Source organism: Fontisphaera persica (assembly GCF_024832785.1).
Taxonomy (GTDB): domain Bacteria; phylum Verrucomicrobiota; class Verrucomicrobiia; order Limisphaerales; family Fontisphaeraceae; genus Fontisphaera; species Fontisphaera persica.
This window is the reverse complement of sequence record NZ_CP116615.1, coordinates 2,157,527-2,175,900: the sequence shown is the minus strand read 5'-3', so window position 1 is coordinate 2,175,900 and position 18,374 is coordinate 2,157,527. Positions and strand designations below refer to the sequence as shown.

17 protein-coding genes are annotated in these 18,374 nt (G+C 61.8%); 8 read left to right on the top strand and 9 right to left on the bottom strand.

Going from position 1 to position 18,374, the window contains the following annotated elements; all coding sequences use genetic code 11:
- Positions 1-178 precede the first annotated feature (178 nt).
- Complete coding sequence (locus tag NXS98_RS07925) at positions 179-3,157, top strand: vitamin B12-dependent ribonucleotide reductase (RefSeq protein ID WP_283847944.1); 2,979 nt, start codon at positions 179-181, stop codon at positions 3,155-3,157.
- A 127-nt stretch (positions 3,158-3,284) separates the two neighbouring features.
- On the opposite strand, the gene NXS98_RS07920 is transcribed toward NXS98_RS07925, so the two are convergent.
- Both NXS98_RS07920 and NXS98_RS07915 read right to left on the bottom strand, forming a co-directional pair.
- On the bottom strand, positions 3,285-3,953 hold the full coding sequence (locus NXS98_RS07920) for a LolA family protein (protein WP_283847943.1): 669 nt from the start codon (positions 3,951-3,953) through the stop codon (positions 3,285-3,287).
- A 152-nt stretch (positions 3,954-4,105) separates the two neighbouring features.
- Positions 4,106-5,023, bottom strand: coding sequence for a lysophospholipid acyltransferase family protein (locus NXS98_RS07915; protein WP_283847942.1), 918 nt, complete (start codon positions 5,021-5,023; stop codon positions 4,106-4,108).
- A gap of 92 nt (positions 5,024-5,115) precedes the next feature.
- On the opposite strand from NXS98_RS07915, the gene lpxA reads away from it, so the two are divergent.
- The gene (lpxA, locus tag NXS98_RS07910; RefSeq protein ID WP_283847941.1) at positions 5,116-5,934 is read left to right on the top strand and encodes an acyl-ACP--UDP-N-acetylglucosamine O-acyltransferase; all 819 of its coding nucleotides are present in this window, start codon (positions 5,116-5,118) and stop codon (positions 5,932-5,934) included.
- Positions 5,935-5,990: 56 nt separating this feature from the next.
- On the opposite strand, the gene htpX is transcribed toward lpxA, so the two are convergent.
- Both htpX and NXS98_RS07900 read right to left on the bottom strand, forming a co-directional pair.
- Complete coding sequence (htpX, locus tag NXS98_RS07905) at positions 5,991-6,884, bottom strand: protease HtpX (RefSeq protein WP_283847940.1); 894 nt, start codon at positions 6,882-6,884, stop codon at positions 5,991-5,993.
- Between the two features lie 234 nt (positions 6,885-7,118).
- On the bottom strand, positions 7,119-7,718 hold the full coding sequence (locus tag NXS98_RS07900; protein WP_283847939.1) for a hypothetical protein: 600 nt from the start codon (positions 7,716-7,718) through the stop codon (positions 7,119-7,121).
- Positions 7,719-7,869: 151 nt separating this feature from the next.
- Between NXS98_RS07900 and panC the strand changes: the two genes are divergently transcribed.
- The 3 genes from panC to pyrF all read left to right on the top strand — a co-directional run bounded on the left by panC (position 7,870) and on the right by pyrF (position 10,867).
- Entirely contained in the window at positions 7,870-8,736 is an 867-nt protein-coding gene (gene panC, locus NXS98_RS07895; protein ID WP_283847937.1) for a pantoate--beta-alanine ligase, read from the top strand.
- Positions 8,737-8,844: 108 nt separating this feature from the next.
- Positions 8,845-10,095: a hypothetical protein gene (locus NXS98_RS07890; protein WP_283847936.1), complete on the top strand. Its 1,251-nt coding sequence runs from the start codon at positions 8,845-8,847 to the stop codon at positions 10,093-10,095.
- Between the two features lie 58 nt (positions 10,096-10,153).
- Positions 10,154-10,867 (top strand): orotidine-5'-phosphate decarboxylase, encoded by a 714-nt coding sequence (pyrF, locus tag NXS98_RS07885; RefSeq protein ID WP_283847935.1) that lies wholly within the window; start codon positions 10,154-10,156, stop codon positions 10,865-10,867.
- A gap of 26 nt (positions 10,868-10,893) precedes the next feature.
- Here pyrF and NXS98_RS07880 read toward each other — a convergent pair whose 3' ends face one another.
- From NXS98_RS07880 to NXS98_RS07860, 5 genes are all read right to left on the bottom strand, one after another.
- Complete coding sequence (locus NXS98_RS07880; protein ID WP_283847934.1) at positions 10,894-11,238, bottom strand: cupin domain-containing protein; 345 nt, start codon at positions 11,236-11,238, stop codon at positions 10,894-10,896.
- A 44-nt stretch (positions 11,239-11,282) separates the two neighbouring features.
- Positions 11,283-11,864: a flavoprotein gene (locus NXS98_RS07875; RefSeq protein ID WP_283847933.1), complete on the bottom strand. Its 582-nt coding sequence runs from the start codon at positions 11,862-11,864 to the stop codon at positions 11,283-11,285.
- A 10-nt stretch (positions 11,865-11,874) separates the two neighbouring features.
- Positions 11,875-12,489 carry a guanylate kinase gene (gene gmk, locus NXS98_RS07870; protein WP_283847932.1) on the bottom strand — a complete coding sequence of 205 codons (615 nt, stop codon included), beginning with the start codon at positions 12,487-12,489 and terminating at the stop codon, positions 11,875-11,877.
- Positions 12,490-12,515: 26 nt separating this feature from the next.
- On the bottom strand, positions 12,516-14,633 hold the full coding sequence (locus NXS98_RS07865; RefSeq protein ID WP_283847931.1) for an FAD-dependent oxidoreductase: 2,118 nt from the start codon (positions 14,631-14,633) through the stop codon (positions 12,516-12,518).
- Between the two features lie 343 nt (positions 14,634-14,976).
- Positions 14,977-16,065 (bottom strand): glycosyltransferase, encoded by a 1,089-nt coding sequence (locus NXS98_RS07860; RefSeq protein ID WP_283847930.1) that lies wholly within the window; start codon positions 16,063-16,065, stop codon positions 14,977-14,979.
- A 126-nt stretch (positions 16,066-16,191) separates the two neighbouring features.
- On the opposite strand from NXS98_RS07860, the gene NXS98_RS07855 reads away from it, so the two are divergent.
- From NXS98_RS07855 to NXS98_RS07845, 3 genes are all read left to right on the top strand, one after another.
- The gene (locus NXS98_RS07855) at positions 16,192-16,941 is read left to right on the top strand and encodes a type II secretion system protein (protein WP_283847929.1); all 750 of its coding nucleotides are present in this window, start codon (positions 16,192-16,194) and stop codon (positions 16,939-16,941) included.
- 73 nt (positions 16,942-17,014) lie between these two features.
- On the top strand, positions 17,015-17,791 hold the full coding sequence (hisA, locus tag NXS98_RS07850; RefSeq protein WP_283847927.1) for a phosphoribosylformimino-5-aminoimidazole carboxamide ribotide isomerase: 777 nt from the start codon (positions 17,015-17,017) through the stop codon (positions 17,789-17,791).
- Positions 17,788-18,300, top strand: coding sequence for a hypothetical protein (locus NXS98_RS07845; RefSeq protein WP_283847925.1), 513 nt, complete (start codon positions 17,788-17,790; stop codon positions 18,298-18,300). The genes hisA and NXS98_RS07845 overlap by 4 nt, the downstream gene beginning before the upstream one ends.
- Positions 18,301-18,374: the final 74 nt, after the last annotated feature.

Genomic DNA, 18,374 nt, shown 5'->3' with positions numbered 1-18,374 from the left:
GAGACAGCGCGGATTTAGGCACCGGGGATGGTGCTGGATTAGCGCCCGAAAACAACTAAATTTACATTTTACCATGATTGATACGCGTGACCAAGTCGTGTCGTCGCCTGCCTTGACGGTGCGTTCGCGTCGGGCCGGCGTGGGTGGGCGGCGAGGAAACCCTGATTCCAAGGGTGATATGAAAAAGCATTTGAAGATTAAACGGGTGTTCAGTGATTCCAAAGTCAGCCCCTTTGACCAGGTGGAATGGGAAAAGCGGACGGCGGAAATCACGGATGACTCGGGCAAAGTGGTGTTCCGGCAGGAGAACGTGGAGGTGCCCAAGTCGTGGTCGCAACTGGCCACCAAGGTGGTCTGCTCGAAGTATTTTTATGGTGACCCGCACAAGCCCAAGGAGCGGGAGTATTCGGTGCGCCAGTTGATTCATCGGGTGACGCGCACCATTGCCGATTGGGGCGTGAAGGACGGTTATTTCACGTCGGCGGAGGGCGAGGTTTTTTACGCAGAGCTGACGTGGCTGTGCCTCAATCAATACGGCGCCTTCAACTCGCCGGTGTGGTTCAACGTGGGCCTGTACCATCAGTACGGCGTGGGCAAGACCAGCGCCCGCGGCAACTGGTATTACAACCGGCGCAAACACCGGGCCGAGCGCGCGCCGACGCAGTACGAATATCCGCAGGGCAGCGCGTGCTTCATCCAATCAGTGGAAGACAACATGGAATCCATCATGCAACTGGCGTATTCGGAGGCCATGTTGTTCAAGTACGGCAGCGGCACGGGCACGGACCTGTCGCCCATCCGGAGCAGCAAGGAGAAGCTTTCCGGCGGGGGGCGTCCGAGCGGGCCGTTGAGCTTTCTGAAGGTGTATGACCAGGTGGCCAATGTGGTGAAGAGCGGCGGCAAGACGCGGCGCGCCGCCAAGATGAACACCCTGCGCGACTGGCACGGGGACATTGAAGAGTTCATCGAAGCCAAGGCCAAGGAGGAGAAAAAGGCGTGGGCCTTGATTGAACAGGGATATGACGGCTCGTTCAACGGCGAGGCGTACGGCTCGGTCATGTATCAGAACGAAAACCTTTCGGTGCGGGTCAGTGATGAGTTCATGCAGGCGGCGCTGGAAGGAAAGGACTGGTGGACGCGCGCCGTGACCACCGGCCAGCCGCTGGAGAAGAAAAACGCGGGGCGTCTGCTGGACAAGGTGGCCGAGGGGACGTGGATTTGCGGCGACCCCGGCCTGCAGTATGACGGCGCGATTCAGCGCTGGCACACCTGCAAGGGCACCGAGCCGATTCACTCCACCAATCCATGCTCGGAATATGTGTTCATCAACAACACGGCCTGCAATCTGGCCTCGTTGAACTTGATGAAATTCTTGCGGGAGGACGGCACGTTTGACGTGGAGCGTTTCAAGGCGGCGGTGCGCATTTTCATCACCGCGCAGGAAATCATTGTGGACAACGCCAGTTATCCCACCAAAGAAATCACGGAGAACTCGCACATTTTCCGCACGCTGGGGCTGGGCTATGCCAACCTGGGCTCGCTCATCATGGCCTGCGGCCTGCCGTATGATTCGGACGAGGGCCGCGCGCTGGCGGGCGCCATCACGGCCATCATGACCGGCCATGCCTACGAGCAATCGGCCGAAATGGCGGCCATTCTGGGGCCGTTCCCCGGCTATCGCGATGCCCGTTGCGCGCATGTGCCCAAACCAGCGGCCAAAGACAACGTGGAGTCCATGCTGGGGGTCATCCAAATGCACCGCGAGGCGGTGGAGAAAATCCAGGCACCGCCGGCGCTGTCGTATTTGGTGGACGAGGCGCGGGCGTGCTGGGACCGCGCCCTGAGCCGGGGCCGACAGGTGGGGTACCGCAATGCGCAGGTCACGGTGCTGGCGCCCACGGGCACCATTGCCTTCATGATGGATTGCGACACCACCGGCATTGAGCCGGACATCGCGCTGGTGAAGTACAAATTGCTGGCCGGCGGTGGCATGTTGAAAATTGTCAATCGCACCGTGCCCGAGGCCCTGCGCCGGCTGGGGTACTCCGAGACGGAGGTGGCCCACATTGTGGCGCACATTGAGAAGTACGACACCATCGAGGATGTGACCGAAAACGGCGCGGTGATTGCCAGCGGGCTGAAGCCGGAGCATCTGCCGGTGTTTGACTGCGCCTTCAAGCCCGCGCGGGGCCAGCGCAGCATCCATTACATGGCGCATCTTAAAATGATGGCGGCGGCGCAGCCGTTCATCAGCGGCGCCATTTCCAAGACGGTCAACATGCCCGAATCCGCCACGGTGGCGGACATCCGCGATGCCTATGTGCAGGCGTGGAAGATGGGGTTGAAGTGCGTGGCCATTTATCGCGACAACTCCAAGCGCAGCCAGCCGCTGAGCACCAAGAAGGGCGAGGGGGATGCCGGCAAGGCCGGCGAAGTGGAGGCCCTGCGGGCGCGCATCGCCGAGCTGGAGGCGGAGGTGGCGCGGCTCAAGCAGCAGGTCAACCAGCCGCTGCGCCGGCGGCTGCCGGAAACGCGCACGGCCATCACCCACAAGTTTGATGTGGCCGGGCACGAGGGCTATCTCACCGTGGGCTTGTTCGAGGATGGCCAGCCGGGCGAGCTGTTCATCACCATGGCCAAGGAAGGCTCCACGATTGGCGGGTTGATGGACAGCATTGGCACGCTGACCAGCCTGGCGCTCCAATATGGCGTGCCGCTGGAGGCGCTGGTGCGGAAGTTTGCCCATCAGCGGTTCGAGCCCAGCGGGTTCACCAAGAATCCGGAAATCCGCATGGCCACCTCGATTACTGACTATGTCTTCCGCTGGATGGCGCTGCAGTTCATTCCCGGCTATCGCGAGGCCAATACCGCGCCGAACAACCAGCCGGAGCTGGCCATGCCGGGGTTGATGGAGGAGATTAAAAAGCACGTCAACCGGCCGGTGCCGGGCCTGCTGCCCGTGGCCGAGGAGAACGATACGGACATCAAGCCCGTAAGCGGCGTGGCCACCACGCCCGACAAACCGGCGCGCCAATTGACGGCCAGCTTTGTTAATCAAGGCGATGCCCCCACCTGTCCCAATTGCGGGCATGTGACCGTGCGCAACGGCGCCTGTTACAAGTGCCTGAACTGTGGGGAAAGCCTCGGCTGTTCGTGACCTGGCCCTCTGGGTCGCGGAGGAACCCGGGCCGGAGTGGTGTGGGAGAGACACCCTCCGGCCCGTCTCTTTAAGGGCGGCAGAGTTTGGGGGACACGGTTGGGTGGCTGCGCCGCGGTTTTGGGAATCAGAGACGGGGGCTGCGGCGTTGCAGAGGCTCCACCACTTGATAATCGGGCGGGGGCGTCCATGTGAAAGGGGAGTTGTTCCACGTTGGATTCACCACTGCATTCGTGTAATCCTGACGCATTTGGGAGCCGTCCGCCATTTTCAAGGACGTATAACACAGGCGATTTTCCTCTGGCGCCACACCCAGGCGCAGCTCGGGGATTAAGCGCCGCGCAGCCATTTGCCGCGGGGTCAGGGTGACTTCCAATACCCCGTTGGTGATGAACAGGTTTCCCAGCCGGTAGCGGGTCTCCAGTTCGGCACGGGAGCGGGGAAAACCCGCCTCCAACAGCGCAAAAGTATCCCGCCACTGGCTGCCGGCATTTTGCAGGTCATACCGTTCGGCGCGTTTTTGGGCGGGGTAAATGACCCACAGGAGGTTGGTATGGCGCAAGGCGATGGTCTGGGGCGGCGTGCCCAGTTCCCAGCGGAAACTCGAAGGAGCCGCAAAGTAAAGCCGCCCGGAGGTAGTGAGCGGTTGCGCCAGCGAGCGCAGGGTGCGGGTTTGGACAAAGTCGGCGGCGAAGGATTGCAGGTTGGTTTGAGAAGCAAGCCAGCGGTGGAGCAGCATTTCCGGGCTTTCCGCAGCTTGCACGCGGCCATGGCCGGGTGCGAGCAGGAGCAGCACGGGCAGAAACAGGCCAAGAGCCGTGGATGAGCGGTGTTTGGTTGAAGTCTTACCCTTAACCCCCCCGGCGGGTCTCCGCTGCCTGGGGCGAATGAAGAAGGAAAGGAAACAGGTGAAAGGGAGGGGGTGTGGCTGGTTCATCAGGATAACGATTAATCCGCTTTGGGCCAGATGGGCGCGAAATGAAACCATTGTTCGGGATGGGCGGCAATGACGGGCGCCAAGGCGTTCATGAGGTTTTGGATGAGTTGCTGCCGGGCATGGGCTTGGCGCAGGGCGGCCCGCTCGTAGGGTATTGGAGGGGCGGCCACGCCCCGATAGCCGGCCGGCGTGCGGACAATGGTGGTTGGCAGAATGGCGCAGCCGCTGGCGCGTGCCAGTTCGGCCGGGGCCACCGACGCCAGGAAGGGACGACCAAAAAGCTCCACGGTGACCGCGGATTCGGGGGCAGGCCGGTCCACCAGCAAGGCCACGCAGGCGCCTTTTTCCAGACAACGGATGACTTCCACGAAACCAAAAGCGCCGTTGCCCACCACCACCGTTTGAATGCCCCATCTGGCGCGGGCCTGCTCTCGCAAGCGGGTCAAACCTTCCGGCTCGGGGCGGGTGATGACCGTCAAGGTCACGCCCCGGCTGGCGAGCAAAGGCGCGCCCAACTCCCAGTTGCCGAGGTGAGGGGAAACGAGTAGCTGTCCCAGTCCCTGGTTTTGGGCGGCAAGCACATGCTCCCATCCTTGCAGCTCGCAAAACAGGCTGGCGGTGTTGGCGCCATTTTCAAATTGCCATAAGTCCACCAGCTTGCAGGCAAACTCCTGAAACATCCGGCGCGCACCAGCGCGGGCGGCGGGCAGGTTGCCGGTGACGGGCACCAGGTTGGCCACCACGGCCCGGCGGCGTTGCGGGGCCAGCGCCCACCAGCATATCCCCAAGGTTTGTGCCAATGCCAAGGCCACGCGGCGAGGCAGCCATCCGGCCGAACGCCGGCCGGCGCGCCAGACACCCGAGGAATACCATCTCCGGCTATGTGCCGCCAGGATTGCGGTTGATTCAACTTTGGTTTCGCTGGACAAAGCAGGCTGAGTTTAGACTGCGGCGGCGTGCCGCTCAATCTTCAAAGTTTCCCGAGGTTGCCGGGGTGCGGAATTTCAGGCACACTCGGCGCATGATTCATCCGACGGCAATTATTGATCCCAAAGCCGAAGTGGACAGCACCGTCATGGTGGGGCCGTACGCCCTCATTGATGCCGGGGTGCGGGTGGGGCCGCATTGTGTGGTTGGCCCGCATGTGCATCTTACCGGGCAGACGGTGATTGGCGCGGGCAACCGTTTCCACACCGGGGCGGTCATTGGGGATGCGCCCCAGGATTTGAAATACCGCGGCGAGCCCACCCGGCTGCGGATTGGCGACAACAACGTTTTCCGGGAAAACGTCACGGTCCATCGCTCCACCACGCTGGAGGGCGAGACGGTGATTGGCTCAAACAATTTTTTGATGGCGGGCAGCCACGTGGGGCACAACAGCGTGCTGGGGGATTACGTCATCCTGGCCAACGGGGCCCTGTTGGGCGGGCACGTGCAGGTGCAGGACCGCGTGTTTATTTCCGGCAATTGCCTGGTGCATCAGTTCACCCGCATCGGCACGCTGGCCCTGATGCAGGGCGGCAGCCGGGTGAGTCTGGATGTGCCGCCATACTGCATCGTGCGCGGCCCCAACACCATTTGTGGATTGAATGTGGTGGGTTTGCGCCGCGCCGGGCTGACCAGCGCGCAACGGCTGGAGTTGCGCCGCCTGTACCACGCGCTCTTCCGCAGTCCCAAAAAATTGCGGGATGCCTTGCAAGAGGCGCGCGCGCAGTTTAGCAGTCCGGCGGCCCTGGCGGTGATTGAATTTGTCGAGGGGACACGGCGGGGGATATGTTCGGACCGCGCCCGTCGGGGCGCGGTGGGCGGCGCGGAAGCTGAGGAGGAGGCCGGGGAGTAAAACAGAAGGGACGCCGTGGCAGGCGTCCCTTCACAGATGGAGTGCGGTGACCGCGCTTACGCCATGCGCTGCAGGGCCTCGATGCGCTTTTCCAGCGGCGGGTGGGAGGCAAACAGCGCCAGGAAACCTGAGGGTTTGTTGTTGATTTTGAAGGCGCTCAAGGCCGGCGAGCGGTCATCCAGCACGCCGCCGCCGTGCATGATTTCATTCAGACGCTGCAGCGCGCTAATCATGTTGCTGCGGCCGGCCAGTTGCGCCCCCATGGCGTCTGCGCGGTATTCACGCCGCCGCGAGTAGGCCATGACAATCATGGTGGCCAGGATGCCAAGCACAATCTGGCAGATAATGCTGCCCAGGAAATAACCTATGCCCACACCGCCGCGGTCGTTGTCGCGGCGCAGGGCAGCGTCAATAAGGAACCCAAACACCCGGGACAGGAAGACCACGAAAGTGTTGAGCACGCCCTGCAACAACGTCATGGTTACCATGTCACCGTTCGCCACATGGGCGACTTCATGGGCCAGCACGGCTTCGGCCTGCCGCTGGTTCATCTGGCGCAGGAGGCCGGAGCTGACCGCCACCAGGGCATTGTTACGCGAGGGGCCGGTGGCAAAGGCGTTGACCTCCGGGCTTTCATAGATGCCCACTTCCGGCGTGCGGATGCCCGCCTGTTCGGCAAAGCGCGCCACGGTATTGACCAGCCAGGCCTCCGCCGCATCCTGAGGCCGGTCAATGATGTGGATGCTGTAGGCCATCTTGGCCATCCACTTGGAAATCAGCAGGGAAATAATACTGCCGCTAAAGCCAAGGATGGCCGAGAAAACCAGGAGCATCGGCAGATTCAGCCCCGCGGCGGTAAGGTATTTATCCACCCCCAGCAGGTGGGCGGCGATGGCCAGCACCGCGAGCACGGCCACATTAGTCAGCACAAATAAAATGATGCGTTTCATAGTTCGTTTTCCATGCTACTGGACAAGGGCTTTGTGGCCCCTGGCCGGAGTATTTTAGCTCCGAGCACTTGATTTCGCCAGCGGGAATCGTGCCGTTGATATACCGATGCAAAATGCTGATGATGAGCAAGTTGTAAAATAACCTATACTAAGACAGTTATTGTGTTGCGCCAAAATGGCATGGTATGACGCAATAAGAAACAATTTTGCCTTCAGAGTACCCTAAAAGGTGCCCTAGTTTTGCTTTACTTCTGGAGATTGTGGCTGTTCGCCCGTCATCTGGTCTATGGCATCCACGATGACGCGCATTTTGATGAGTTCCCGCAGGTTAACGGATTGGGATTCTTTGGCAGAGGCTGGTGTTGCTGATTTACTTAGCGATTCTTTATGCATGCAGAGGATGTCCAACCCGAAATCGAGCAAATCTTTCTGGCGGCAACGGTCCAACAGCAACCCAATGAGGTCATCGTCGGTGGCATTCTTTGTTGTGGCCAGAACAAGCAAGGCCGGCTGCAAAGCCTGCTCGACCTGGATAAGCTTGGCGGGGGTAATGGTGGGCAGTTGGTCAGTGAATTGATTCACAATGGCCAACAGGCTAGCCGCGGCAGCCACCATGGCTTCGTTGGCATGGGCTTCTGGCGATTCCGCCTCATCAGGGCACCAAGCCCCCTCATCCAATCCCAGCTCCATTGCCATTTGGGGCCGGACGGCATACACGATGATAAAACCCTGGTTGGCCATGGCGTTCATCAACAGCATGGCAGCAAATTCGGGCGTGGAAGACTCCTGCTGCTGCAGGAGGTCAGAGATGGACTGGGTGCTGATGATTTGCATTTTAAGTGCACTTTGGCAGATGTTCCGTTGAAAGCAATGCCAAAGCCAGCGGACATGGGCGCCTGGGCGCAAGCCTGAGGAAGCGTTTAGGCGCAGGTATCGGACACTTTTCGTTTGTGCGCGGGGCGGGGATGCGGCATCTATTGGGCGCATGAGGGTCATTCAATCGTTGCAGGCCATGCAACGCCAGGCGCTGAAATGGCGCGCGGAAAGGCGGACCATTGGTTTTGTGCCCACGATGGGCTACTTGCATGAAGGGCACCTGAGCCTGGTGCGCCGGGCGCGGCGGGCGGTGGGGCCGAACGGAGTGGTGGTGGTGAGCATTTATGTCAATCCCACGCAATTTGGGCCGCAGGAGGATTTGGCGCGCTACCCGCGCGATTTGCCCAGGGATTTGCAGCTTTGCCGCGGCGCCGGGGTGGATGTGGTGTTCACGCCGTCGGATGAAGCGATGTACCCCGGCCGGGCCACGGGCGATTACAGCACCTATGTGGTGGAGGAGCAGTTGTCGCGGGGCATGGAGGGGGCTTCGCGGCCCACCCATTTCCGCGGGGTAACCACAGTGGTGGCCAAGTTGTTTTTGCTGGTGCAGCCGCACGTGGCGGTGTTTGGCGAGAAAGATTATCAGCAGGCAGCCATCATCCGGCGGATGACCCGGGATTTGAACTTTCCCCTGCGGATTGTTGTTGCTCCGACGTGCCGCGAGGCGGACGGACTGGCAATGAGTTCGCGCAACAAATACCTGACACCGGAACAGCGGCAGCAGGCGGTGTGTTTGTACCGCGCTCTGTGCCATGCGCGGGAGATTGTGCGGCAGGCGCCGCATCCAGTGGACGCGCATCAATTGCGCATCAAGTTGCGGCAGGAAATTGAGGCTCGGCCGGAGGCGCGGGTGGACTACATTGAGTTTTTTGACCCTGACACCTTGCGGCCGCAAGCCCGGGTGATGCCGGGGCATCGCATGGCGCTGGCGGTGTGGGTGGGGACGACGCGTTTGATTGACAATGCGGCGCTTTAAGCGCAGCATGCCGCACGACAGCCTCGCCGCAATGCCGGCGTCTGGCGCGGAAGCGCCGGCAGATAGTGCCTTGCCCATTTATTCCGTGGCGGCCAACCTTGATGGATTATGCAGCGCCTATCCCAAGTATTATCAGGGCTGGTGATTATTGCAGGTATCTGGGCAGGTGGCCAGCGAGTGGCCGCACAACCACAGCCGGGCGACGTTCTTCGCGAGTATTACTGGACCAATCCTCAGCGCGAGGGTGACGGCTTCCTGCGGGTGGGGGGCAAGCTGGATTATGGCGGTGGGCCGATTTACTGGGCGCACTCGCTGGACCTGGAGCACGCGGTCAAGGCGGAGGTGGTGCTCGAGAAATTGCTGTGTCATGACGGCACGCGCGGACTGGCCATCTCCGTGAACAGCAATGAGTGGCTGCAGGTGCCGGCTGCCAAAGGAATGCCGACCAACGCCTGGGACTATCAACATCATACCTATCCCGTGGTGGCGGTGCCCTTGCGCCAGTTGCGGGCGGGCCGTGGCAATCACTTTCGGTTGAAGGTCGCGCCGGAGCATCCTTGGAACTGGCCGCAAAATTTAATTTATGGTGTGCACTTGCGGGTGTATTACGACCCGGCGCAAAAGGTTCATCCCCAAGGTCGGGTGTTGTCGCCGGTTCAAGGCGAGACGCTGGGGCGGCGAGTGACCTTGCAGGCGGAGGCACGCAGTCCCAACGGCCCCGTGCAGCGGGTGGTGTTTGTGGGGCGGCATCTGGATGTGAACTGGGAGGGGGACGGCCAGTATGTCCAATGGCACTACCATTATGTGCGCGGCCAGCTCACCAATTATCTGGGGGCCGCGGAAGCGGAGCCGTGGACATGCCTCTGGGATACCTCATGGGTGCCGGACCAGCCGGAGCCGTTTGAACTGGCCGCCTGGATAACCGATGCCACCGGGCTGATTTTTTTTACTTCGGCGGTGGGCGGGCTGACTTTTCGCCGGCCCGGGTTTTCGGTGGAACTGTGCCAGCCTTATGAAGTGCCGCCTCGCTGGGTGACCCGCCGCGCGGAGCTGAGCCAAAAATTTCGGGTGCAGGGTGATGTGCGGCAGGCGGTGGCGGCGCGGCTGGTTTTTTGCAGTTGGAGTCCCGGGTATCTGCACGGTCTTTTCATCAATGACCAACGGGTGATTGAGCGCGAGGGGCCGCGCTATGCGTTTTATCTGCATCGCATGCCGGTGCCGGATTTGAGTTGTTTGCGGAGGGGGGAGAACGTGTTGAAGACGGGCCTGACGCCCAAATATGACGGCCAGATGGTGCATGGGGCGGAAATCAACTGGCCGGGCATCATGGTATTGATTCAGTATCGGGTTCCGGAGTAGGCGCATCCGGTTTAGGGCCTGGCTTTACAAAAGGCAGGGGGCCGCCTAACGTCTGCTCATGGCGAGTTACAATCCTATCATCGTGGCGCTGGATGTGCCGACGGGGGAACAGGCCATGGCGCTGGCGCGGCAACTGGCGCCGGTGGTCGGGGCCTTCAAAGTGGGTAGCGAATTGTTCACCGCAGCCGGGCCGGAAGTGGTCCGGCAACTGCGAGGTTTGGGGGCTCAGGTTTTCCTGGACTTGAAGTTTCATGACATTCCCAACACGGTGGCGCGCGCGGTGGCGGCGGCGGTGCGGCTGGAGGTTTCCATGTTGACCATCCACACCAGTGGCGGACTGGCGATGATGAAGGCGGCGGAAGAAGCCGCCCGGCAGACGGCGTTGCAGGCCGGGCAGGACCGCGTGCCGTTGGTGCTGGGAGTTACGGTTTTGACGAGCATGGACACGCAGGAGCTGGCGCGGGTGGGCGTGGGCCAGTCGGTGGGGCATCAGGTGGAGCGGCTGGCCTCGCTGGCGTGGGAAGCGGGGCTGCGTGGGCTGGTATGCAGTCCGCTGGAGTTGACGATGCTGCGGAGCATGGCGCCGCGGGGGTTTCAACTCGTGACGCCGGGCATTCGCGGGCCGGAGGACGCGCTGGGGGACCAAAAGCGGGTGCTCAGCGCGCGCGAGGCGATGGAGGCCGGGGCGAATTATCTGGTTATTGGCCGGCCCATCTGCGCGGCGCCGGACCCGCGGGCGGCGGCGGAGAAAATTTTGGCTTCGTTGAATTGAGCCCCGGCCGGCCTGCCGGCGGCAGGTCAGGCCTCGGCTTTAATCAACGTCAGGAGCATGGAGAAGGCCTGGGTGGCGCGGACAGCGTGCGGCAGGTTGGGGGGCATGTGGAGCCAGTCGCCGGCTTTGAGTTTATGCCATTCTGGGCCGAGGGCAAATTCGCATTCACCGCTGAGGATTTGAACCAAGGCCCGATGCGGGGAGGTGTGCTCGGTGAGTTCCTGTCCCTGGGCAAAACCAAAGAGAATTACCCGGACGTTTGGCCCCTTGAGCAGGGTGCGGCTGACGATGCCATTGGGGGCAAATTGAGTTTCCTGGGCCAGATTCAACACCTGGCCAACGTCCGTTTTCACCAAAGGTTGCTCGCTCATGGTATCAAACTAGGCCGGGGGCGAGGACTGCCGTTTGACGCGGGTCAAGTTTTGCGCAGCAAAGCGAGGGCACGTTCAGCAATTTTCTCCACGGGCCAGAGGCGGCCGATGCCTTCGTACCCACATGAGAGCAGGCCTTCTTCCGGGCCTATAAACTCGGCGCCGCGGGCGGTGAGGGTGGCCACGTTTTGGCGGGTGGCGGGGTGCAACCACATTTTGCCATTCATGGCGGGGGCAATGAGCACGCGGGCCTGGGGGTTGAGGGCCAGCGCAATGCAAGTGAGGGCGTTGTCCGCCAGGCCGGCGGCCATTTTGGCAATGACGTTGGCCGTGGCCGGCGCGATGAGCAGGAGGTCGGCGGCGTCGGCCAGCTCAATGTGGGTGGGTTTCCAGCCTTCGGTCTCGTCGTAAAGGTCGGTGACGACGGGGTTGCGCGAGAGCACTTTGAAGGGCAGGGCGGTGACAAAGCGCTGGGCGTCGGCCGTCATGACGACGTGGACGGAGCAGCCTTGTTTGGTGAGCAGGCTGGCCAGGTCCACGGCTTTGTGCGCGGCAATGCTGCCGGTGACGCCAAGGATGACCACTGGGGCGCCAGTGGGGGGAGGGGAGGGTGGGTTTGCGTCCATAAAACCGGAATTACCAAGGAGGCGGTTGGACCCGCGCCGTGCGCAGCCGCTCGGCCATGACGATAGCTTGGAAGTGCTGTAGGTCTTCGCTCATGGTGCCGCTGAGGATGAGGTAATCAAAGTTTTTCCACTGCGCCAGCTCGGCGCGGGCGGCAGCCAGGCGGCGTTGGATGACCTCCGGGGCATCCTGGTTGCGGTTTCGCAGGCGCGTTTCCAATTCTGCCAGCGAGCGGGTGGCCAGGAAGACCGTGACCAGCGACGCGGCCAGGCGGGGGTCCGCGGCGGCGGCCTGCCGGAGAGTGGCTGCGCCTTGCACGTCAATGTTAAGCAGCACATCCCTGCCAGCTTCAAAGTGGCGGAGGACCTCGTTCTTGAGGGTGCCGTAACGATGGCCATGCACCAGGGCATGTTCGAGAAATTCGCCGGCAGCGATTTGGCGGGTGAAGTCGTCCTCGCTCAGGAAATAGTAATCGCGCCCGTGTTCCTCCCCGCGGCGCGGGGGACGGGTGGTGCAGGTGATGGCGCGGGATACCTGGGCGTCCACGGCCAGCAAATTATGGCAGAGCGTGGTCTTGCCCGCCCCGGAGGGGGCGGACAGGACAATCAATAAGTGTGCACGATTCATGCAGGATTGCTCCCCGGGCGCCATTTTTACGGAGAGGGTGCTTCCACCGGTTTGAGCTGCAAACCGTCCGCCACCACGAAACCATCAGTGCCCTGATTGGACACTGTGACGGTCAGACCCTTGCCGGCGGGCAGGGTAAATTTGCCCAAAGAGATGAATCCTTGCGAGGCAAAATCGCGCTGGTTGACCTTGAAGGTCTGCGCGCGCCCGCCGATGTTGACCGTGACCGGCACGGCGGTGGCGCGGTTGCTGTGGGGGGGAGAGAGCAGGATGATTTCGTAATCCCCGGCCTTGGGCACTTCGGGTTTGTAGGTAAGGGAGGCTTCGCCCTTGTGCTCGTTGTTGTCGTGGAGGTAACCGATGCCCAGCAGGCGGGCGGTGACCATGCTGGAAGGATGCCAGAAGCCGGCTTTTTCCGCGTCGGTGTCATCCACGGTGATGCCGGGCAGTTTTTTATACTCCACCCCTGCGGCTGCCGTGGCGGCGGTCCATTCGAGGATTTGGCCGTCGGCCAACAGGCGCTGGCGGAGGGTGGGGTAGTCCACTTTTTGCACGGGCACTTGTTTTTGCAAGGCGAGCGAAGCGGCGGTGGCGGCGCTTTGAGCCAGAATCATAAAAACCGGCTCCATGCGGATGGAGCCATAGGCAATGTGGGAGGCGGAGAGGCACACGGGCACGAGCAGGTTTTCGCATTGCTCGGCCTTGGGAGTAAGGGCGCGGTAACTGATGGGATAGGGCTTCATGGGCGGCACCTGCACGTCGCCTTCATTTTCCACGCGGCCATTTTTGACGATGCGCTGGCAGTTGTGGGAATCCATGTTATAGGCCGCCAGGCCGACGGAGTCGGTGACGGTTTCCTGGTACCGGCAATTTTTTTCGGTCATGACGTAAGCGCCAATCATGCGGCGGGCCTCGCGCACATACAGGGCCTGCGGCCAGCCGCCGGTTTCGGTGAATTCATCGGCGGCCATGCCCCATTGCTGCATCTCCCGGCGCATGTTTTCCGGCACCCGCGGGCTGGTGGCCAGGAAGGTGAGGAAGCCGCGGATGTAGTGCTCATGTGCCTTCGCAATGCGTTCCCGCGTGGCATAATCCGCCTCGGGATAATCGTAATTCATCCCGATGAAATCCGTGGAAAAGCCACCATTGTTGTTGATGTCTGTTTTGTGGTTGGGCATCCAGATGGGATTCCAGAACTGGCTGAGCGTGGGTTTATGTCCGGCGGCCACCAGCGCTTCGAGGTAACGTCCGAGCAGCTCGTATTGCGCGGGGTCGTAGTTGGGCGGTGGCTCAATGGGTTTGCGATTGGCGGCATTGGTGGTGAAGCAGAGCCGGTAATTGTAGGCTTGCACGCGGTGGTCGCCTTCCCCGGGCTTGCCGCCGTCGCCCGGTTGAATGAAGGGCAGGAGACCGCTGGAGGGGTCGCCAGGTTTCACGTAGGGGTCCACGGGCACCAGGAATTGATGCTTGGGAGTCTCGGCCCGGATGCCATTGAGCGTTTCGCCATAAAGAGAGTTGGCCTCGCGCCCGACGGTGTAGGCCACGCCGGCTTTGGCCATCAAGTCGCCTTCGTAGGTGCAGTCAATAAACTGGCGGGCGCGGAAGATGACGCCGCGGTCGGTTTCCAGTTCGACGAGGCGCGCGCCCGTTTTGCGGGCGGCGGTGAGTTTGTGCTCACGATACACAGGGATGTCGTATTCCTGGAGGAAACCCTCAAAAATACGGCGGGCCACACTGGGTTCAAAGGTCCACATGGTGGCGTCCGGCCCGTCAAGCTGCGAGGCGCGGGACTGGCCGCTGCCGCGGCGGGAGAAGTATTCCTCCGCCGTTTCATATTTCCACGCGGCGGCCTGCGCATAGTGCCTGGCCACGCGGCGGTAAAATTCGCGGGAAAGCCCGCCAATGGCGGCTTTGTTTCCGATGTCAGTGGCGCCGAGGCCGCCGGTGGTCAGGCCGCCCAGAAAACGCCCTGGCTCAACGAGGGCAACGGAGTGTCCCAGGCGTTTGGCCTGAACGGCGGCCATGATGCCGGCCGAGGTGCCGCCATAGACGCAGAGGTCGGTTTCGATGATGGTGGCGCCGCAAAGGGGAAGCGCCATGCCCAGGGCAAATGCCCAGCCGCAGACTGGTTTGGACGTGAACATGGTTTTATGGGCGCCGGGGTATTTCCAGCGCTGCGATATTTCTAGCCCAAGATTTGGGCCAAGGCCAGTCTGAGGCTGGGAAAAATTTGGGGGTCGGCGAGCAGTCGAGGTGTTTGCAGGCGTGGAAGCCGGTTCTGGAAAAATCTTGCAGACAAAAGTTTGACCACGGGAAAACGTAACTACGCGCCGGTGCTCGCAATCGGAAACACAGGCCGGGTTTGGTTGATAAATTGGATTTCCAACCTTTCACACCGGCCTGTTTTGGCCGGACGAGGGGGATTGGTGGTGTCAGTGCAAACCGGGCCGGACGGTGGGGAGCACGTCTGGAGGCAGAGGTGGGGCTTTAGCAAACCAGGGCGTTAATCACGCGGTTGGTGACGGCATTCCAGTGGTGCCGGGCCAGCAGATGGGTGCGCCATTCCGCCCGTTGCTCGGGTGTGACAGCGAAGGCTGTTTCCATGGCGCGGACGAAGGCGGGGTAATCGCCATTGGCAAAAGGGCATCCGGTGTGGTCCATGACCTCCTTGTGGGCTGGAATGTCGGAATAAACCGGCACCACTCCTGCCAGGACGGCTTCGACCGGGGGCATGCCGAAGCCTTCGATTTCACTGAAATAAACCAAAATGCGGGAACGAGTGAGCAGGTCACGGAAAACCGGCTCGGGCAGGCGGTCATGCGCGTGCCAGACGGGGGAGGAGGGCAGGGCAAGATGCCGGGGAGTGCGGCCCACCAACTCAATGGTACCGCGGAAATCTTCCTGCTGGCGCCAGCGTTCCAGAAAATCCACCGCCTGCGTGGTGAGTTTGTGGGGCCAGGGGCTGGCAAGGCAGAGGATGCGGTTCTCCGGGGATGCAAAGCGGGCGGGCGGTTCATCGAAGCCAATGCCCGCCACTACCACCGGGGGAATGGGCAGGCCGACGCTTTGGGCTGTCTGCAAAAGGCATTGGCGGGTGAACTCGGTGTTGGTGAAAATGATTTTGGCCTGGCGCAGGGTGGCGTGAAGGCACCGGGTAAAATACCAGGCCTCACCGCGCGGAAAGGCCTGCGGGTAACGCTCCCGGTAAAATAGCGGGATGGTATCGTGCACATACGCGGCCAGTTGCACCGGGCAGGTTCGCAAAAAAGAGGCGAAGCCTTTGGGCAGCAGGAGCCAGGGCTGGCCGGCGGCTTTGGCGGCGGTGTACACACCCCATTGGTCCCAGATTAGGCGGCCCAGGCGGCCCCGCAGGGGCAGGCGGTGTTGACGCACTTCGACCGTAGGCGGCAGGGGTGAGGGCAGCGGCAGGGAGGGATTGGCGAGGACTGTCAGTCGGCCCGTTGCGGGGTGGAGCATCAGGCCGCGCAGCAACCCGCGGGAAAGGTTGAGGATACCCACCGATTTGGTGCGTTCAAAGTGCTGGTCGGCCAGCGCGTAAGTGAGCGCAAGGGGCATGGATTCCACGGTGTTATGGCGGCTCAGAGCTGCACGCGAACATTATAAGGGGGCCGTGGGATTTGTCAGGTAATTACACATCTGCAGGGTTGGCAGGCCGCGTGGCCTGGAGTAAGTTAATAAACGATGCGGTGGCACAATGCTGAACGAGGGCGCGGCTTTACCCTGGTGGAGCTGCTGCTGGTGGTGGCCATCATTGCCATATTGATGGCCCTGCTGCTGCCCGCGCTAGGCTCGGCCAAAGAGCGGGCGCGCCGTGTGCATTGCATCAGCAACCTGCGGCAGGTGAGTCTGGCCTTTCGCCTGTTTGCGCTGGATCACGACGGGAAATACCCCTGGTTTTTGCGGCGGAATGAAGGCGGCACCTATGGGCCGCGCGCGGCGGAGATTTGGCGGAATGTCATTTGCGCCTCCAATGAACTGGGCACGCCCAAGATTTTGATTTGTCCCAGCGACAGCGAAATCACGGCGGTGGCGGTGGACTGGTCGGCCAACGCTTTCGGCTTTGCCAATCCGGCCAACCGCGGCAATGCCATGAGTTACTTTATTGGCCTGGATTCCTTTGAACAACTGGCCCTCACCCTCGTGGCCGGGGACCGCCATCTGAGCGGCGGCGTGCCCGACCCGTGCACCAGTGTTTATCCCAACCCGGGTGTGCCGGCGATTGATTTGGGGAAGGGGGATTTGCCCATACATTGGGGGAACACCATTCATCGTGAGCGCGGCGCCATTGCCATTTCGGATGGGAGCGTGCAAAGCCCGCGCAACGCCGAGTTGCCGCCGATGATGGCGACGGCCTATCGCCTGCTTACCTCCGGCGATGTGCGCACACCGGCCGGGACGCGCCCCGCCAATCACATTCAAATGCCGCGCTGAGGGAAGGGCGGGCTATCGGGAGCGACCACGGCAGGCTCGACGGAAGGGGGAAGCCAGCGTAAGTTGACCGGGCATGTTTCGACCCTGCATAGATTTGCATGAGGGCAAGGTGAAGCAGATTGTCGGGGGCACGCTGCAGGAAGGCGGCGCCGGCCTGCGCACGAATTTTGTTTCGGAGCGCCCCGCCTCGTGGTACGCCGCGCTCTATCGGAAGGATGATTTGACGGGCGGGCATGTCATCCAGTTGGGGCCGGGGAATGAGGCGGCGGCCCGGGAAGCGCTGGCGGCTTATCCGGGCGGCTTGCAACTGGGGGGAGGCGTGAACGCGGAAAACGCCCGGGGCTGGCTCGAGGCCGGCGCTTCGCACGTGATTGTGACGAGCTGGGTTTTCCGTGAAGGCCGGGTGGATGGGGAGCGGCTGGCTGCGCTGGTGAAAGCGGTGGGACGGGAGCGTTTGGTGTTGGATTTAAGCTGCCGCAAGAAAGGGGACGGCTATTTTATTGTGACGGACCGCTGGCAAAAGTGGACGCAGGAGAAATTAGGCCCGGCCTTGTTGGAGCGGTTGTCCCAATCGTGCGCGGAGTTTCTGGTGCATGCGGTGGATGTGGAGGGATTGTGCCGGGGGATAGATGAGGAGCTGGTCGCGCAATTGAGTCAATGGTCAACCCTGCCGGTGACGTATGCGGGCGGGGCGAAATCGTTGGCGGACCTGGAACGGGTGACCGAACTGAGTGGGGGGCGGGTGGACCTAACGATTGGTTCGGCCTTGGATATTTTTGGCGGCACGGGGGTGCGGTATGCCGATTGCGTGGCATTCAACCGCCGATGGCAGGCGAGCAAGAGGGTATGAAAAAACAACACGCAGCCTCGACGAAGCAAGGCGGGAGCGCGCCGGTCCAGCAGCGGTGGGTGGGATTTTTTTTATTGGCGCTGGTGGTGGTGATGACCGTCCTGGTGGTGGACCGGAGCCGCAGGCTGGGGCAGCGAACCATGGTGCCGCAGGCCCATGGGTCCAATAGCCTGAGCGCGGTGGCGGTGGAGGCGTCGAGTTTCAAAAAACTTGAAGGACGCTGGTTGCGGCCGGATGGGGGTTACGTCCTGGAAATCAAGCGCGCCGCAGAGGACGGACACCTGGAGGCCGCCTACTACAATCCGCAGCCAATCCAAGTTTCACGGGCGCGGGCCAGCCGGATGGGCAGTTATGTGAAGGTGGAGGTGGAATTACGGGATGTGGGTTATCCCGGCTGCCTGTACACCTTGTTATTGGAGCCGGGCAGGGAGAATGTTCTGCGGGGCACTTATTATCAAGCAGCGTTGGGGGAGACGTATGATATTCAATTTGAACGCTGTAAGGAATGAATGAAGCGGGGAGGGCGTATGGGGCTGAGCGCCTCCCGGCATGAGGGCGGTTGGCGAGGTGGGCCTGAGGTCAA

What these genes read in the sequence shown, in the direction of transcription:
- NXS98_RS07925 (WP_283847944.1), top strand. Translation starts at nt 179, where the DNA reads ATGAAAAAGCATTTGAAGATTAAACGGGTGTTCAGTGATTCCAAAGTC.
- lpxA (WP_283847941.1), top strand. Translation starts at nt 5,116, where the DNA reads ATGATTCATCCGACGGCAATTATTGATCCCAAAGCCGAAGTGGACAGC.
- htpX (WP_283847940.1), bottom strand. Translation starts at nt 6,884, where the DNA reads ATGAAACGCATCATTTTATTTGTGCTGACTAATGTGGCCGTGCTCGCG.
- NXS98_RS07900 (WP_283847939.1), bottom strand. Translation starts at nt 7,718, where the DNA reads ATGCAAATCATCAGCACCCAGTCCATCTCTGACCTCCTGCAGCAGCAG.
- panC (WP_283847937.1), top strand. Translation starts at nt 7,870, where the DNA reads ATGAGGGTCATTCAATCGTTGCAGGCCATGCAACGCCAGGCGCTGAAA.
- NXS98_RS07890 (WP_283847936.1), top strand. Translation starts at nt 8,845, where the DNA reads ATGCAGCGCCTATCCCAAGTATTATCAGGGCTGGTGATTATTGCAGGT.
- pyrF (WP_283847935.1), top strand. Translation starts at nt 10,154, where the DNA reads ATGGCGAGTTACAATCCTATCATCGTGGCGCTGGATGTGCCGACGGGG.
- NXS98_RS07880 (WP_283847934.1), bottom strand. Translation starts at nt 11,238, where the DNA reads ATGAGCGAGCAACCTTTGGTGAAAACGGACGTTGGCCAGGTGTTGAAT.
- NXS98_RS07875 (WP_283847933.1), bottom strand. Translation starts at nt 11,864, where the DNA reads ATGGACGCAAACCCACCCTCCCCTCCCCCCACTGGCGCCCCAGTGGTC.
- gmk (WP_283847932.1), bottom strand. Translation starts at nt 12,489, where the DNA reads ATGAATCGTGCACACTTATTGATTGTCCTGTCCGCCCCCTCCGGGGCG.
- NXS98_RS07865 (WP_283847931.1), bottom strand. Translation starts at nt 14,633, where the DNA reads ATGTTCACGTCCAAACCAGTCTGCGGCTGGGCATTTGCCCTGGGCATG.
- NXS98_RS07860 (WP_283847930.1), bottom strand. Translation starts at nt 16,065, where the DNA reads ATGCCCCTTGCGCTCACTTACGCGCTGGCCGACCAGCACTTTGAACGC.
- NXS98_RS07855 (WP_283847929.1), top strand. Translation starts at nt 16,192, where the DNA reads ATGCGGTGGCACAATGCTGAACGAGGGCGCGGCTTTACCCTGGTGGAG.
- hisA (WP_283847927.1), top strand. Translation starts at nt 17,015, where the DNA reads ATGTTTCGACCCTGCATAGATTTGCATGAGGGCAAGGTGAAGCAGATT.
- NXS98_RS07845 (WP_283847925.1), top strand. Translation starts at nt 17,788, where the DNA reads ATGAAAAAACAACACGCAGCCTCGACGAAGCAAGGCGGGAGCGCGCCG.